The sequence below is a fragment of the Dyella sp. SYSU CM1112 genome (assembly GCF_058216415.1).
In genome coordinates this window covers 441,709-457,289 of the sequence record NZ_JBZEGI010000002.1, presented here as the reverse complement: position 1 = coordinate 457,289, position 15,581 = coordinate 441,709, and the positions used below count along the sequence as shown (strand labels likewise).

Genomic DNA, 15,581 nt, shown 5'->3' with positions numbered 1-15,581 from the left:
GCTGGCCACCGCGTTGCGCCCGAGCGGTCGCCATGCGGCAACACATTGCTTGAGCGGATGGCAGTCCAGGTTGGCCAACGCGCCTACTGACCACCGCTCAGACACAACGCACGTCACGTGGGGATCATGAGCGGGCTTTTGGGATGGATTGCCGCATTGCTGCCGGCATTAATGTGGGTAGGATTGCTGGCTGTGCCGTGGCGACCCTGGGGCACGCGTGAACGCATCGAAGCCGATCCGCATGCCGAGTCGGCCGATCTCAGCCAGGTCACGGTACTGATACCTGCGCGCAACGAAGCCGATGTCATCGGCCTCACGCTTGCGGGGTTGCAGTCTCAAGGGCGCGGACTACAGGTGATCGTCGTCGACGATCAGTCCAGCGACGACACCGCGAAAATTGCCGCATCCTTTCCGAATACCCAAGTGATCAGTGGTTTGCCTCTGCCGGAAGGCTGGGCCGGAAAACTGTGGGCATTGGAACAGGGTAGGGCGCATGTGCAAACGTCGATGACGTTGCTGCTGGATGCGGACATTCAGTTGCAGCCAGCCCTGCTCCCTGCATTGCTGGCGTACAAACAGCGTGAAAATCGCCAGTTCGTTTCATTGATGGCGGACCTGCGGCGAACCAGCTTTTGGGATCGGCTGCTGCTTCCGGCCTTCGTCTATTATTTCAAGCTGCTGTATCCCTTCGCACTGTCCAATTCGAACTTCCGTTATGTGGCAGCCGCTGCCGGTGGGTGCATCCTGGTCGACACCGAGGCACTGCAGCGCGCGGGCGCGTTTGCCAGTCTTCGCAATGCGTTGATCGATGACTGCACGTTGGCAAGGCAAATCAAGAACGAGGGCTATCGCATCTGGCTCGGCCTGAGTCGCGGTGTAGTAAGCCTCAGACCCTACGGCAATTTGCGCTCGATCCACGACATGGTGGCGCGTTCCGCCTTCACCCAGCTCGGCTATTCCACGCCGTTGCTTCTGGTTGTCACGCTACTGTTTGTCTGGGCTTATGGGGTTCCCTTCGTCCTGCTCGGTTCCACTTCAGCCTGGGGACTGGGCGTGATCGCCCTGGGAGCCATGATGCTGAGCTACGTGCCGATGCTGCACTATTACCACATGCGTCTGGCCTGGGCCTTGTTGCTGCCGTTGAGTGCTCTGCTGTACCTCGGCATGACCTGGAGTTCGGCGATTCGTTATTGGCGCGGTGTACGTTCGCGTTGGAAGGACCGTACCTACAGCACCTGAGGAGGCCCGGGACCTCTCTCCCCATGTCGTCAGGCAGGCTTGGAAGATAGCATAGCTGTGGCTACAGTCGGAGGCTGATTTTCACGCCTATCACCTGGGGAGTCTCCATGCCTCGTCTTCGTCTTCTTGCGATTGCCACGTCCGTGGCATTGGCCGCCTGTTCCCAGCATCCCGGGAGCAACAGTAATGCCCCGGCGCCTTCCAGCAGTACACCTGCCAAGGCTACCTCCACGGCAGCGGTGGAACCGCAGGCGCCCAATCCTTTCTTTACGGCCAGCACGCTGCCGTATCAGGCGCCGCCGTTCGACAAGATCAAAGACAACGATTACCAGCCCGCGATCGAAGAGGGCATGAAGCAGCATCTGGCTGAGGTCGAAAAGATCGCCGACAACCCCGAGCCGCCGACCTTCGAGAACACTTATGTGGCCCTGGAGAAGTCCGGTGTGCTGCTTGATCGGGTGCTGGCCGTATTCAATGGCGTCACCTCGGCCAACACTGATGACACCCTGCAAAAAGTCCAGGAAGAAGAAGCACCCAAGCTCGCCGCGCATCAGGATGCGATCTATCTCAACACCAAGCTGTTTCAGCGCATCCAGGCGGTGTATGACCAGCGCGACTCGCTCAAACTCGATCCGGAATCGCGCCGGCTGGTCGATGTGGTCTATCGCAACTTCGTGATGGCAGGCGCCAAGCTTTCGGATGCAGACAAGGCCAAGCTCAAGGAATACAACAAGGAAGAAGCCGGGCTCGAAGCTCAATTCAACAACAAGCTGCTCGCTGCAAGCAGAGACGGCGCCTTGGTGGTGGATGACAAATCCAAGCTGGCTGGCCTCTCCGATGAGGACATTGCTGTCGCTGCCCAAGCTGCCAAGGATCGCCATCTTGATGGAAAATGGGTGCTGGCACTGCAGAACACTACGCAACAACCGTTGCTGCAGGACCTGACCGATCGTGCAACGCGCAAGGCGCTATTCGAGGCGTCATGGACACGGGCGGAAAAGGGTGATGCTGACGATACGCGTGACATTATTTCGCGCATTGCCCAGTTACGTGCGCAAGAAGCGAAGCTGCTGGGCTTTCCCAATTACGCAGCTTGGGCACTGCAGAACCAGATGGCCAAGACGCCGGAAGCGGTGCTGGCATTCATGGGCAAGCTCGCACCTGCGGCAGTAGCCCGCGCGAAAGTCGAAGCGGCGGATATCCAGAAGCAGATCGATAAGGACCAGGCTGCCCTCAAGCAGCCTACCTTCAAGCTGGAACCCTGGGACTGGGAGCACTACGCCGAAGAAGTGCGCAAGGCGAAATACGACCTCGATGACGCACAGATCAGGCCATACTTCGAGTTGAACAATGTGCTCGAGAACGGTGTTTTCTACGCGGCCAATCAGCTTTATGGGCTGACCTTCAAGGAGCGCAAGGATATTCCGGTCTACAACCCTGATGTCCGCGTGTTCGAGGTGTTCGACAAGGACGGCAAATCGCTGGCACTGTTCTATTTCGATTACTTCAAGCGCGATAACAAGAACGGCGGCGCCTGGATGGACAACTTCGTCCAGCAATCCAAGCTGCTCGGCACCAAGCCTGTGATTTACAACGTCGCTAACTTTACCAAGCCTGCTCCGGGGCAGCCGGCGTTGCTGTCGATGGATGACGTCATCACCATGTTCCATGAATTCGGACATGGTCTGCATGGCCTGTTCGCAGATGAGGAGTATCCCACTCTGTCGGGCACGCAGACGGCGCGTGACTTTGTCGAATTCCCCTCCCAATTCAACGAACACTGGGCGACCGATCCGAAGGTGTTCGCGCACTATGCCAAGAACTACAAGACTGGTGCGCCGATGCCGCAGGAGCTGGTTGACAAGATCCAGAAAGCTCGCCTCTTCAACAAAGGCTACGACATGACCGAGTTGGTTGCTGCGGCCATGTTGGACATGAATTGGCATACCTTGGGTGCCGACACTCCCAAGGAAAATGTCGATGAGTTCGAAGCCGCTTCCTTGAAGAAAGACGGGGTGGATCTCTCATACGTGCCGCCACGTTATCGCTCCAGCTACTTCCTGCATATCTGGAGCAATGGTTATGCAGCCGGCTATTACGCCTATCTGTGGACGCAAATGCTGGCTGACGATGCCTTCGAGGACTTCAAGGAGCACGGTGGGCTGACGCGCGAAAACGGTGATCGCTTCCGTGCCATGATTCTCTCGCGCGGCAATACCGAAGAGCTGGACAAGCTCTACAGGGACTGGCGCGGCAAAGATCCAAGCATCGAGCCGATGTTGATTAACCGCGGCCTTGAGCAGACGTCAAAAAAATAAGCGCTTACGTTTGTACCAGGATAAAAAGGCCGGCATTATGCCGGCCTTTTTGCATTGTGGCTATGGTGTGTTGGATAACTTCAAGACAATTCCTTGATTATCTTCTTTGACAAAGCTGGCATGGTCATATCTGTTTGCGAAAACAAAATAAGCATGACACCACTTCAGGATGTGGAAATGTCTTAATAAAGAATTCAACCAATTGTTGGCCGGCATGGAGTGTGATAACTATCTATTTGCTGCATCACCTCGCAGCAGATGGATATCAAGGAGATCAACATGCAAAACGAAGAAAACGTACTGCCAAAGCTTGATTTTGATGTTGAGGTTTATGCCTCGGATACACTCGTGGAGGTTGCGCTGGTTAGTTTGCCCTACTAGCTCTTCTTTCCTGGCATGCGTCGTCATTATCCGGCGCATGCCATCCAAGGCGGATTACTATATATGCTTGACTATAACGATGCATTGAGTAGCGTCGAGAATAATCTCGAAATTTATCTTCTCAATCAATTAAGAGAGGAGAATAACGCCGTCCAAAGAAAATTGGTGTCTTCCATAAAAGAGGTTCTAGTTCAGCCGATAGTGTCAGGTCATCAATCGGACGAAGAAGGATGTATGACTGATGTTGCTGCAAAGATAAGCAAAGAACAAATTTTGGGCGTATTGAGATACGAGGCACGAGCGTACTTGGCAAGCTCGCTCTACGAGATGCCGTTCCCCACAAGTGGCGATTACAGTTCAGATGACAATGTCATCCGTCTTTTCAACGACGATGACATTAGCCTGAACCTATTTTGCAAAAGTGGTTTGGATAACAAGATAGGTAAACCTGGCATCCGGCATTCAGATACCGTGATGGTTTCCGCCAAGGATACTTTGCTCTGCTTTTACCACGGGAAAGGAAGCAAGATAAGAAAGTGGCAGGCGGAGCCGATCGGGTTTGATACGGCGGTACGTCCGGATATGAAGTGCCAGTCCGACGATTTGGTTACCGTCGAGGAGGGGCTGCGATTGTTCCTTCCTGGCGGGAAGTCTGCTTTCTCGATCGAGAGCATAGAAGATCCCATTGTCGGTCTCTCCATCGAGCTGAATACGCTAAGGTCCCCCGTCAACGCTCGCTACAATATGGTGAGTGGCCTTCTTTCCTCGGTATCGGCAGCGGATAAGGAATCCTCCAAACTACAGCTTCTGGCGCCACTGCTTAGAAAACTGGCTCATCGTGACATTGATGTCGAGGGTGCTCTTTCTCCACTGCTGCACCATCGTGACTACTTCGTGCGTTGGACTGCTATGCGCGAAATCCTCGATTATGACCCATCGAAAGCCCATGACCATTTGGATGCCTTACTCCAGAGAGAAACGCATCCGCAGGTCATCAAGGCAGCCGAAGCCACAAAGAAAATGCTGGGTTGAATATGGCACTGACATTACTCGCTAGCAATGAAAACATGGCAAGCCTCGACGAAGTCGTCGACTTTCTTCAGGCAAATAATATTGACCCTCGCGACGAGGAGGCGCTAGCCAGCACGGCATCTATGCTCAAAGCGTTGCACAATAACCGCCGCTTTCTGGCGGACCGGCTCGCGGGCTATCTGAAGGATTACAAGTGCTTTCCTGACGACAGCGATTATGGGTCGCAAGTTATCGTGTTGCATTCAAAGAGCAATGAGCCGTTCTTCATACGTGCATGTCTATGGTTTTCCGCGCAGGAACATATGTCCAGCAAAGCCAACCTCGATACCTATTATCAGCCGCACGATCATAACTTCAATTTCATCACCCTAGGGTATTTTGGGCCGGGCTATCGAAGCCGGTACTTTGAATACGATTACGAAAAGGTCGTCGGTTATCCCGGCGAGCACGTGCCGCTCAAATTCGTGGAAGAAACCGACCTAAGCTACGGAAAAATTATGCTGTATCGCGCGCTTCACGATGTGCATGACCAGTCGCCGCCGCAGTCACTTTCCGTATCCATAAACATTATGGAACGCTCGTTGAGGACAAGAGTTGCAGACCAGTATGCGTTCGAACTGCCGTCATCAACCGTGAGTAGGTACGTTAATCGAACCGGCGCGGCCCCATTGTTTTTGGCGTTGGCTTATTGTGGAGCGGAAGAAGACAGGGCGTTGATTCGCGATGTTTCGCGTAGGCATCCGTCGCCGCGCACGCGGTTTTATGCCTTGAAATCTCTGGCGCATGCGACCAAGACCCCGGAGGAAGCCATCGAGGTGCTGTCATCGGTTGCGCCGGGAGATCCACCACTACTTCGACAATGGGCGAAGGTGCATCTCTCACACATAGAAAAACTTGTATAGATGTGCTCGGACACTTCGAAGTGTGCTGCTATCGCTGGACTGTTTCAATTCACAAGCGTTTGAAGCCATCGGACAGCTCGACCTAAAAGTAATTCGCCTCAGTTTATTCACGTTCTCCTGACGGTAATAGGGTCACTTGCTTCATTGGGGCTCGTTCGAATTTCTTTGGAGACTCTAAATTCATCGGTTATGTCGGGGCCGTATTTAGGTTAAAAGCCCGTGCTTCGGCAAAACCGTCAAGCTACGTCTATGAATGATTAAAAGTACGGAGCACATGAACTAAAAGACGATTTTTCTCAAAAGAGATGCGTAACACCGTAATACTCGGAAAGTATGTTCCGCCCTATGACAGACTGCAGTCATCCATAAACAGGGTTGTTACCCGTCAATGAAGGAGATTCGCCATGAACTGCAAAGGCATATTGACGTTAATAGGGGCGCTTGTAGCTTCCTCCATGGCGTACGCACAAGCGGGCGGCATTTTTACACCCAATGATCTTGGCTGTGCAAACGCCGACGGCAATCCGCCTTGTAGACTGGACAGCGATGGGAGCGTCTCACCTTATAAGTTCGAAACCTTTGACGGAAACTGGGGCAAGTATCTTTTTGTCCCCACATTCCTCAACAAGGGGATGACACTAGATATCCTGTCCCAGGCAACCTTTACATCCTCCATCGCGGATGACGGTTCTAATCCGAAGTTTATGACCCTGCAGCTGAAGCTGCCTTTTGGCAAATTGCAGATGTTTACAGACATTACCTTGCATACCAACGACGAGTATGTGTTTTCGAAGAGTGGCGATTATTATTGGGTGCCGCAGTCAGGCAAAAGCATAAATTACGCATCGCCCAGCAGTGGTGGAACCTATATCGCCGGGTCACCGCGGTTTCTTGTTTACCAGATGCAGAACGGCAATTGGGGGCGAGATGTTTACCTTCCCGATCACCCTGTGGACGACCAGTTGATCATTATCCACTCAGATGCATCAGCATCATCGCAACTGCATAGCTCTTCCAATGGTCCGGTCATGGCAACCATCAGCAACGGCCAGACGCTTATCTACAAATATGTCAACCAGACATGGACAAGCGTCCAGTACGTGGATCGCTGACAGCATGCCCTGACGTTGGTGGCGTGCGTCATGGAAAAGACCCATCAATAGATGGTGGTAAGCGGTTGGGTGATGTGGCAGCGCTGGCGCAGGCTGACTCTCCTCTTCCTGACCACAACGGTGTTCTTGCCTGCAGGGCGGGTATATCTCCCTCCCCAACTCCATGTCGGGGAGGGAGATGATATGAAACTGATCCAGCCGGCCGAAGAAGAGGGCCGGCGCGATCGCCTCAATCCAGCAGCCACTGTTGCGGCGGAAGGCCGTTATCGGTCCAGATCTGCAACTGCGTTCCTTCCGTAGTCGAGCCGCCCGTGTCATCGAGCATCAGCGATCCAGAGGCTTGGTTCATCAGCTTGTAGGTGCCATTGCCAAGATCCATGAACAGCCACGCCTGATTGGCATTACCGACGCAGCCCCACAGCGTGACGAGATTGCCGGGCGACGTGCTGCCTCCCGTATTGTCCACGCAAAGGCCGGTTTGCTGATTCTGGATGCTGAACCAGCCACCGCCTTCTGCATGCACGATCCAGTTCTGCACTGGGGCGCTATTGCAATCCCAAAGCTCGGCGCTGGTACCGTTGGAAGTCGACCAGCCAGTATTGTCCAGGCATAGGGAGGTGTCTTGCATGTTATGGAACACATGCGTCGAGCCATCGGCGGGCAGGTTGTTCCATGATTCACTGCCAAAGTACGTAATACACCCACCGTTATTGTAATCCGAGGCCAGCTCAAGAATGTTTGAGCCATCCGTAGCCGGCAGCAGTGCAGACGAATAGTTCGGACAATAATTGTTGTAGGCAGTGGGAACCTGCACCGGCGCGTTGATGGTGTACCAATTTCCGGCGCCATCGACATTGGTGTTCACGAACAACACCTTACCGTTATAGGTCGACACACTGCCGTTGGACTCGTACATCACTTGTCCGACAAGCAGGATGGCACCATTGCTGGAAATGACAGATGGACTCCAGACGTTCAGCGGCGCGTGCTCGAGATATTGTCCGGTCGCAGTTGCTATCTTCGTACCCGTATTGCTGGGATCGCCGAAATTCCAGCCATCGGTAGATGTGCGGTAGAACACGGTACACGCCGCTGGGCCGCACAACTCATAACTCATGAAGAAGTGCCCATCAGGCAGTTTGCTGACAGTTGCCATGCCGGGTCGGTCCGATTGCACGGTACTGGCGACGGTGTTCGTTTCATCCTGCCAAGTTTGGCCGTCATACGTACGGATCTGCGCCAGCTTCTGGCTGCAGCACGGATCGGTCTCATCGGACCAGAACATGACGAGGGCACCGTCGTTGGCGACTTCGAATTCCGGTTCCCATAAACCGTGTGAGCTGTCGCCGCGTTCTACTGGCGTGCTGTGATAAGACCACGTCACGCCTTGGTTGGTGCTTGTATAGACCTCGATGGCCGGGGTGCCGCTAACCGTATAGGTCGCTGCGAATATCAGTGTGCCGGCGGCCAGCGAGCCGACCTGCTGCGGAAGCTCGTACAGGGTTGCACAACAGGATTCGGAGCTCCCGCTGATGGTCGGCACAGGACCGATCAGGTTCCAGCTGGCACCATTGTTTGTACTCTGGAAAATGATGCCGTTCGTGCTTGCTACCAGCATACCGTTGACGGACGGCGGCCCGTGTTCCAGACGAACGACGCGCGGATAAAGCGTGCTACCAGTCAATAACGTTCCGGTGGCTGCATGAGCCGGTCGCGTGCCGAACATAAGCCACGCGCTGACCACTAGCAGAACCAGGGAACTCCAAACCGACCAGCGTTTCGGGTATTTCATAAACCATCTCCTCTGCCGCATGACGCGACAACGTGATGTGTTGAAGACAATGCCGAATGGTTATTCTGGTTTTTGATGAAACGGCCAGCTTGGCGCTGGCCGGGAGTTCCCTCGAGTGAAGACGTGCGATTCAGTGGCCTATGCTGCGCAGCCGCTTGCCGCTCATCAGGTTCCGCTCAATCTGCTCCAGCGTGACGCCCTTGGTTTCCGGCACCAGCCATAACGTGAATGCGATGAACACCACGTTGAAGGCGGCGTAGAGCCAGAACGTTTCCGCATTGCCAATGCCACTGAGCAGGCTCAGGAAAGACACGCCTACCAGCCAATTGGCTGCCCAGTTGGTGAAGGTGGAGCAGCCAATGCCGAAGTCGCGGCCTTTGAGTGGCTGGATCTCCGAACACAATGTCCAGATCAGCGGGCCGGCGGACATCGCAAAGCCCACGATGAAGATCAACAGCATACCTACCGTGAAGATCTGCTCGCCGTGCGTGTGGATGCCGAGGTGCATCATCGTGCCGACCACGCCGAGACCCAGCGCCATCACCACGAAGCCGATGTAAAGGATTGGCTTGCGACCCAGTTTGTCCACCAGGCCGATCGCGATGAAGGTGGCCAGTACATTGACCAGGTCGACGACGACCGTGAACCACATCTGCGCTTCGGTGGCGTAACCCATGCTCTCAAAGATGCGCGGAGCGTAATACATCACCACGTTCATGCCGGTGAGCTGCTGCATGATCTGCAGCAATACGCCCAAGCCAACCGAGCGGCGGAAGTTCGCGTTCTGGAAGAACATGTGCACACCGCGCTGCGGTGTCTTCAGTTGCTCGCGGATTTCGCCGATCTCGCGGGCGATGGCTTCCTCACTGCCGAGAAGATGATGCAGTACCCGCTCAGCCTCGGGCTGGCGGTTGCGCATCATCAGCCAGCGCGGGCTTTCAGGCAGGAAGGCCACGCCAACCAGGAACAGTGCGCCAGGAATTGCAATGATGCCCAGCATCCAGCGCCAACTGCCGGTGTAGCTTAGCGCAGCATTGGAGAGAGCCGCAGCGAGGATGCCAATGGTAATCATCAGCTGGTATAGCGAGATCATCGCGCCGCGGATCGATTCTGGCGCGATCTCAGCCAAATACAGCGGCGCGGTGAAACTGGCAATACCGATCGCCAGACCGAGTACTAAGCGACCGACAATCAATACATCAGGTGCCCACGCCACGCCACACACCACAGAGCCTGCTACGAACAGCACGGCTCCGAGAATCAGTGAGCGCTTGCGGCCCAACTGGCTGGATAGCCAGCCGGCGCTCAGCGCGCCCAGCGCGGCGCCAGCCATCATGATCGAGACAATCCACTCGATGGTGCTGTCGCTGATCATGAAATCTTTCTGGATGAACTGCTGCGCGCCGGCAATGACGCCGATGTCCAAGCCGAACATCAGTCCGGCGAGGGCGGCAAGCACGCAGGTGAAGATGGCTGTCGCCCTGCCGTGTGCTGTTGTGTTGGTCGCGGATGTTGACATGACACTCATGAATGACTCCCCGGTCGGTCGCATCGGACGGATGCTTTCATCTTCTTCCCGATGCATAAAAAAGCCGGCTCACGTGGGCCGGCCGAGAAAACGTGGTTCAGGCATGCCGGTGAAAGGTACCTCGACGGCAAACAGACCGCCGGCATGCGGATCGTCGATCAGTGTTGCAGCAGAAAGGCCGTCGCGGGCGCTGGTGATGTAAAGCGTATTCAATCGCTCGCCGCCGAAGGCAACACGCGTCGGTTGCCGGGTTGGTAGGGTAATGACGAGGTCCTCTCTGCCGCGGGGGTCATAGCGTACGACGCGGCCCGATCCCCATTCGGCATTCCACAGGCCGCCTTCGTTATCGACCGTAGAACCATCGGGTTCACCTTCACGATGTGAAAGATCGATGTGGACGCGAGCATCCGACACGCTATCTCCGTAATTGCAGCGTTGCACGATGCGTTGCATCGAGTCGCAGTAGTACATCGTGGCGCCATCGGGACTGAAAGCGATGCTGTTGCTGATGGCGACTGGGCCCAGCGGCAATTGCTCTAGCCTGAGGTTTTTGTCCAGCCGGTAGAAACCGCCTGCGGCGTAGCGCGCTTCGCCCTGGGCAGGTTCGTGCAAGGTACCGAACACGAAGCGACCCTGGCGATCGCAGGTGCCATCGTTGAGACGCGTAGGCAGCTCGGGTTCGACATCGGCAATGCGAATCACACCGCCGCTTTCCTCGTGGAAGAAGGCGAGGCCGCTGGCCAATCCGAGCAACAACCAGCCATCGTCCTGACATAGTGCAAATGAAGCCAGTCGTTCCGGCATCGGCCAGCGCTGCGTATTGCCGTCAACGGGGCGATAACGCCAGAGCACGGAGGCGTGGATGTCGGTCCAGTACAGCGACTGGCTGCGCGGGCACCATGTCACGCCTTCTCCAAGGGTGTTGCGTGCATCGAGCACCAAAGCTGCCTGAAGACTCATGCCCAGCCGCCATCGACGATGAAATCGTGCCCCGTGCACATGCGGCTGTCGTCAGCAGCGAGGAAGAGGGCAGCACGGGCGATATCGTCTGCAGCCAGATAGCCAGGCATGCATTGTTTGCGCCGGATTTCCTCTTCGCCGGCTTCATCCAGCCAGAGTTCCCGCTGCTTTTCGGTGATCACCCAGCCAGGGACCAATGCGTTGATGCGGATGCGATCGCTGCCCAGCTCGCGTGCCAGGCCATTGACGAGGCCGCGCACGGCGGACTTTGCCATGGCGTACATGGGATAGCCGGCGTTTTTGATCATCCAGCCAGTCGACCCCAGGCAGATCACCGAACCGCCACCAAGCTCGCGCATGCCGGGTACGACGGCTTGCGTGGCGAAGTAATGGTGTCGCAGGTTGACGCCGATGCTCTGCTCGAATTCCTCTGGCGTGGTGTCTTGCAAGCGATGGCGTCGATCGTTAGCTGCGTTGTTGATCAACACACTGATCGTTCCGATCAAGCTGCCAGCCTTGCCGATGGCATCTTTCAAGGCGTGCACGTCGGTGACATCGCATTGGATAAATAGGGGATCGTGTCGAACATCAGAGATGGAATGACGCAGAAGCGTGGCCCCATTTTCGTCGATGTCGAGGAATGCCACGCGCGCACCCTGCTGCGCAAAGTGCGCAACAAACGCGGCACCGATGCCGGTGGCCCCGCCAGTGATCAGTACGGCCCGGTCGACGAGGCTGGGATAAGTGGCAAACATGGGCATGTTGTATTCCGGGTGAAAGAAGGAACTTACCATTCAGCAACGCTGCCGTCGCTGTGACGCCAGATGGGATTACGCCAGCGATGGCCGACTGCCGCGCGTTCGGCGACATATGTTTCGTTGACTTCGATGCCCAGTCCCGGGCCGCCGGGCATGGAGACGTAGCCGTTTTCGTAAGCAAACACGTTGCGATCGGTGATGTAGTCGAGCAGATCGTTGGTGGCGTTGTAATGAATGCCCAGGCTCTGTTCCTGGATAAAGGCGTTATGGCAGATCGCATCGAGTTGTAGGTTTGCGGCCAGTGCGATCGGGCCCAGCGGACAATGCAAGGCGAGAGCGACGTCATACGCCTCGGCCATCGCAGCGATCTTGTGTGTTTCGGTAATGCCGCCTGCATGCGAAGGATCGGGCTGGATGATGTCGACACCGCCTGTTGCAAAAACGCGCTTGAAGTCGTAACGCGAATACAGGCGCTCCCCCAACGCAATGGGGGCGGGCGAAATGGAAGCCAATTCAGGAATGGCTTCCAGATGATCGGAGAGTACCGGTTCTTCGATAAACATCAGGTTGAAGGGCGCCAGCTCGCGCATCAGCACTTTGGCCATGGGCTTGTGCACGCGCCCATGGAAGTCCAGTCCAAGGCCAATATCCGGACCCACGGCATCGCGTACGGCCTGCACGTTCTCCAGCACGCGTTGCACCTTGGCGTGCGTATCGACGAAATGCATTTCCTCGGTGGCATTCATTTTCACGGCAGTAAAGCCGCGCGCAATCGCCTCCTTGGCGGCTTTAGCGGTATCTGCCGGGCGATCTCCACCGATCCACGAATAGACACGGATGCGATCGCGGACAGGGCCGCCCAGCAATGTGTGCACGGGCACCCCAAGATGCTTGCCTTTGATGTCCCACAGCGCTTGGTCGATGCCAGCAATGGCGCTCATGAGGATCGGGCCTCCGCGATAAAAGCCGCCGCGGTAGAGCACATTCCAATGATCTTCGATATGTCGCGGATCTTTGCCGACGAGATAATCGGAGAGTTCGTCAACGGCTGCGGCCACCGTATGCGCGCGTCCTTCTACGACCGGTTCCCCCCAGCCGCTGATGCCTTCATCAGTATCGATGCGCACGAACAGCCAACGCGGCGGGACCAGGAAGGTGGTGAGTCGGGTGATCTTCATGCGTGTTTTCCTTGGGTATTTGCTTTCCAGGCTTGGGCGAAGGCAACGGCGCGCTGTCTGACGTCGTCCTTATCGCGACCGGGAACATAAAGCGCGGAGCCAAGTCCGAACCCACTCGCGCCGGCAGTGACGTAGAGGCCCATTGTTTCGGGGGTAATGCCACCCACCGGCAGCATTGGCAGATCGCGGGGCATGACGGCGCGCCATGCTTTGAGCACGGCGGGTGCCAACTGTTCGGCAGGGAAAAGCTTGATGGCGTCAGCACCGGCCTGGATGGCGGCAAAGGCTTCCGTGGGTGTGGCCACACCTGGGACGCAATACATGCCTGCTGCTTTGGCCGTCCTGATCACGGCTGTATCGGCATGTGGCATCACGATCAGGCGCCCACCTGCGGCTGCAATATCCGGCACCTGTTCGGATTGCAGCACAGTGCCTGCACCGATCAGGCATTGCTGGCCCAGTGCAGACGAAAGCAGTCGAATACTTTCCAAGGGTTCCGGGGAGTTCATCGGCACTTCGATCACGCGAAAGCCTGCCTCGGCCAGGGCATGACCGATATCCAGTGCTTCGTCGGGACGTATGCCGCGAAGAATAGCGACCAAGGGAAGGTGATCGAGCCAGGCGCGGATCATGTATCGACTCCAGAATAAGGATGAAGCGCTGCCCGGGCGAGCAGGCCGGAGGAGGAAGCCAGCTGCCATAATCCGTAGACAGCAGCGTTGCCGAGGACATTTGGCGTGGCGTAGCCGAATTGTTCGGCTGCGCTGGCATAGCGTTCGCAGAGGAGCGGTTCGCCGATCAGGCAAAGTGGCGCGTCGTGGCCGATATCGCGCAAGCGCGCGATCCTGAATTCCTCACCGATCAGCAAGCCTGATAAAAAGTCCGGCACATCGGTTGGGTCGAGTTCGCCGGCAAGCATCCAGGCGCGCGTTGAAAATAGACGGCTAAATACACCGGCAGCGCCGCTTTCTCTCGCCACTTGCAGGCCGCGCGCGAATGCTTCACCTGCATCCGGCCCAGGCGCGTGAGGGGATACGCCGGCAGCAAGGATGGAATGCTTCATCAATAGCGCATACATCTCGCCCGTCATCACGGTATTGAAGGCAGTGATGCGGCCATCGATGACCGTCGCCCACTTGCTGTGCGTGCCGGGTAGCACGAAGCGCGCCCCGGTATGGTAAAGCGGTTGCTGAGTCAGCGCCCCGACGATCTGGGTTTCCTCGCCACGCATGACATCGGCGGGCGCATCGCAGAGCAGGCCGGGTGCGATCCACAACTCATGGGTGATGCATGCGTCGACGCGAAGCATGCCTTGCGCGATGCGGGCCGTATCGGCCGGGACTTCGACATAGGGAACTTCGCGCCAGCCTTGCCGGCTGCCGATCATGCCCGCAGCCACCGTGATGCATGGGGGCCACCCGGAGGTGATCGCGCGTAAGGCTTCCGCAAATCCACCCTCAGGCAACTGCCGAATACCCCAAGGTTGCTGGCGCGAAGTCACGACCCGCCCATTGGCATCGTAAAGAAAAGCGCGCAGGCTGGAAGTACCCCAGTCGAGGCCGATCAGTCTGGCCATCGTTGTCTGCTGCGTCATGCCGGCTTCCTCCGGCGACGTTTGCCGATCATGTTGGCGCGGGAGTCGAGAATCATCTGTTGCATGGCCTTGCGTGCGACCTCGGGGTGTCGACGGCGTATCGCCTCCAGCACCTGGCGGTGATAAGGCAGCGAATACTTGAAGTCACTGCTTTTCCGGGCCGACTGTACAAAATAAGAGCCTAGTGCTGTTTCCACCACCGAAAACAGAGAGATCATCAATTCATTGCCGGTAGCGATCAGTACGGCTTCGTGAAATTGCAGGTCTGCCTCGGCCCATTCCTCGCTTGTGCGCGCAGCCTCCATCGCCGCGTATGACGTTTCCAGCTGCCGGAATTGCTTGGCGTCGCAACGCCGCGCGGCGAATGCCGCTGCGGCGGGTTCGAAGATTTCGCGCATTTCCACCAGCTTCTGCACAAAGTCGTTAGTTGGCATTGAGGCGCAACGCCATGCCAGTACATCGGCATCAAGCTGATGCCAGTACCGTTCTTCGCGTACTCGCGTGCCGACCTTCGGCCGTGCTTCGACCAGGCCTTTGGCAGAAAGTACCCGCATGGCCTCGCGTAGCGCCGTCCGGCTTACTGCCATTTGCTCGGCCAACACTTCCTCGCGAGGCAAGACGTCGCCCGGCTTGAGGTTGCCGCTCACAATACGAACGCCCAGCTCCTGCGTGACATGGCCGTGGAGATTGCGGATGTTGGCGACTCTCATCTTCTATGGAATCAACTAAGGAAGGTTAGAAAATTTGTTGCGTTGCGAAAGTTCTGCGGCGAATGGCTGGCAGCGAG

Annotated in this window: 13 protein-coding genes; 5 read left to right on the top strand and 8 right to left on the bottom strand. The window is 56.6% G+C overall.

Annotated features, from left to right (window positions below; genetic code table 11):
* The first annotated feature begins 126 nt into the window (after nucleotides 1–126).
* From AC4HNJ_RS05060 to AC4HNJ_RS05040, 5 genes are all read left to right on the top strand, one after another.
* Nucleotides 127–1,239 (top strand): glycosyltransferase, encoded by a 1,113-nt coding sequence (locus tag AC4HNJ_RS05060; protein ID WP_490478436.1) that lies wholly within the window; start codon nucleotides 127–129, stop codon nucleotides 1,237–1,239.
* Nucleotides 1,240–1,346: 107 nt separating this feature from the next.
* On the top strand, nucleotides 1,347–3,557 hold the full coding sequence (gene dcp / locus AC4HNJ_RS05055; protein WP_490478435.1) for a peptidyl-dipeptidase Dcp: 2,211 nt from the start codon (nucleotides 1,347–1,349) through the stop codon (nucleotides 3,555–3,557).
* Nucleotides 3,558–4,001: 444 nt separating this feature from the next.
* A complete protein-coding gene (locus tag AC4HNJ_RS05050; RefSeq protein ID WP_490478434.1) occupies nucleotides 4,002–4,970 on the top strand; it encodes a hypothetical protein in 969 nt (322 codons plus the stop codon).
* A 35-nt stretch (nucleotides 4,971–5,005) separates the two neighbouring features.
* Nucleotides 5,006–5,872, top strand: a complete 867-nt coding sequence (locus AC4HNJ_RS05045) for a transposase (protein WP_490478433.1) — start codon at nucleotides 5,006–5,008, stop codon at nucleotides 5,870–5,872.
* Between the two features lie 404 nt (nucleotides 5,873–6,276).
* Nucleotides 6,277–6,984: a hypothetical protein gene (locus AC4HNJ_RS05040; protein WP_490478432.1), complete on the top strand. Its 708-nt coding sequence runs from the start codon at nucleotides 6,277–6,279 to the stop codon at nucleotides 6,982–6,984.
* A 229-nt stretch (nucleotides 6,985–7,213) separates the two neighbouring features.
* Here AC4HNJ_RS05040 and AC4HNJ_RS05035 read toward each other — a convergent pair whose 3' ends face one another.
* The 8 genes from AC4HNJ_RS05035 to AC4HNJ_RS05000 form a co-directional block, all read right to left on the bottom strand.
* On the bottom strand, nucleotides 7,214–8,776 hold the full coding sequence (locus tag AC4HNJ_RS05035) for an RICIN domain-containing protein (RefSeq protein WP_490478431.1): 1,563 nt from the start codon (nucleotides 8,774–8,776) through the stop codon (nucleotides 7,214–7,216).
* Nucleotides 8,777–8,906: 130 nt separating this feature from the next.
* The gene (locus AC4HNJ_RS05030) at nucleotides 8,907–10,361 is read right to left on the bottom strand and encodes a sugar porter family MFS transporter (RefSeq protein ID WP_490478430.1); all 1,455 of its coding nucleotides are present in this window, start codon (nucleotides 10,359–10,361) and stop codon (nucleotides 8,907–8,909) included.
* Nucleotides 10,362–10,373: 12 nt separating this feature from the next.
* Entirely contained in the window at nucleotides 10,374–11,264 is an 891-nt protein-coding gene (locus AC4HNJ_RS05025; RefSeq protein ID WP_490478429.1) for an SMP-30/gluconolactonase/LRE family protein, read from the bottom strand.
* Nucleotides 11,261–12,025, bottom strand: coding sequence for an SDR family NAD(P)-dependent oxidoreductase (locus tag AC4HNJ_RS05020; protein WP_490478428.1), 765 nt, complete (start codon nucleotides 12,023–12,025; stop codon nucleotides 11,261–11,263). The genes AC4HNJ_RS05025 and AC4HNJ_RS05020 overlap by 4 nt, the downstream gene beginning before the upstream one ends.
* A 26-nt stretch (nucleotides 12,026–12,051) precedes the next feature.
* Nucleotides 12,052–13,200, bottom strand: a complete 1,149-nt coding sequence (dgoD, locus tag AC4HNJ_RS05015; protein WP_490478427.1) for a galactonate dehydratase — start codon at nucleotides 13,198–13,200, stop codon at nucleotides 12,052–12,054.
* On the bottom strand, nucleotides 13,197–13,832 hold the full coding sequence (locus tag AC4HNJ_RS05010) for a 2-dehydro-3-deoxy-6-phosphogalactonate aldolase (RefSeq protein ID WP_490478426.1): 636 nt from the start codon (nucleotides 13,830–13,832) through the stop codon (nucleotides 13,197–13,199). The genes dgoD and AC4HNJ_RS05010 overlap by 4 nt, the downstream gene beginning before the upstream one ends.
* Entirely contained in the window at nucleotides 13,829–14,794 is a 966-nt protein-coding gene (locus tag AC4HNJ_RS05005) for a 2-dehydro-3-deoxygalactonokinase (RefSeq protein ID WP_490478425.1), read from the bottom strand. The genes AC4HNJ_RS05010 and AC4HNJ_RS05005 overlap by 4 nt, the downstream gene beginning before the upstream one ends.
* Nucleotides 14,791–15,504, bottom strand: coding sequence for a FadR/GntR family transcriptional regulator (locus AC4HNJ_RS05000; RefSeq protein ID WP_490478424.1), 714 nt, complete (start codon nucleotides 15,502–15,504; stop codon nucleotides 14,791–14,793). The genes AC4HNJ_RS05005 and AC4HNJ_RS05000 overlap by 4 nt, the downstream gene beginning before the upstream one ends.
* Between the last annotated feature and the right edge of the window lie 77 nt (nucleotides 15,505–15,581).

Excerpts from the sequence above, each read along its gene's own strand:
- AC4HNJ_RS05050 (WP_490478434.1), top strand. The coding sequence starts at position 4,002 with ATGCTTGACTATAACGATGCATTGAGTAGCGTCGAGAATAATCTCGAA.
- AC4HNJ_RS05035 (WP_490478431.1), bottom strand. The coding sequence starts at position 8,776 with ATGAAATACCCGAAACGCTGGTCGGTTTGGAGTTCCCTGGTTCTGCTA.
- dgoD (WP_490478427.1), bottom strand. The coding sequence starts at position 13,200 with ATGAAGATCACCCGACTCACCACCTTCCTGGTCCCGCCGCGTTGGCTG.
- AC4HNJ_RS05060 (WP_490478436.1), top strand. The coding sequence starts at position 127 with ATGAGCGGGCTTTTGGGATGGATTGCCGCATTGCTGCCGGCATTAATG.
- AC4HNJ_RS05020 (WP_490478428.1), bottom strand. The coding sequence starts at position 12,025 with ATGCCCATGTTTGCCACTTATCCCAGCCTCGTCGACCGGGCCGTACTG.
- dcp (WP_490478435.1), top strand. The coding sequence starts at position 1,347 with ATGCCTCGTCTTCGTCTTCTTGCGATTGCCACGTCCGTGGCATTGGCC.
- AC4HNJ_RS05005 (WP_490478425.1), bottom strand. The coding sequence starts at position 14,794 with ATGACGCAGCAGACAACGATGGCCAGACTGATCGGCCTCGACTGGGGT.
- AC4HNJ_RS05030 (WP_490478430.1), bottom strand. The coding sequence starts at position 10,361 with ATGCATCGGGAAGAAGATGAAAGCATCCGTCCGATGCGACCGACCGGG.
- AC4HNJ_RS05010 (WP_490478426.1), bottom strand. The coding sequence starts at position 13,832 with ATGATCCGCGCCTGGCTCGATCACCTTCCCTTGGTCGCTATTCTTCGC.
- AC4HNJ_RS05000 (WP_490478424.1), bottom strand. The coding sequence starts at position 15,504 with ATGAGAGTCGCCAACATCCGCAATCTCCACGGCCATGTCACGCAGGAG.
- AC4HNJ_RS05025 (WP_490478429.1), bottom strand. The coding sequence starts at position 11,264 with ATGAGTCTTCAGGCAGCTTTGGTGCTCGATGCACGCAACACCCTTGGA.
- AC4HNJ_RS05040 (WP_490478432.1), top strand. The coding sequence starts at position 6,277 with ATGAACTGCAAAGGCATATTGACGTTAATAGGGGCGCTTGTAGCTTCC.
- AC4HNJ_RS05045 (WP_490478433.1), top strand. The coding sequence starts at position 5,006 with ATGGCAAGCCTCGACGAAGTCGTCGACTTTCTTCAGGCAAATAATATT.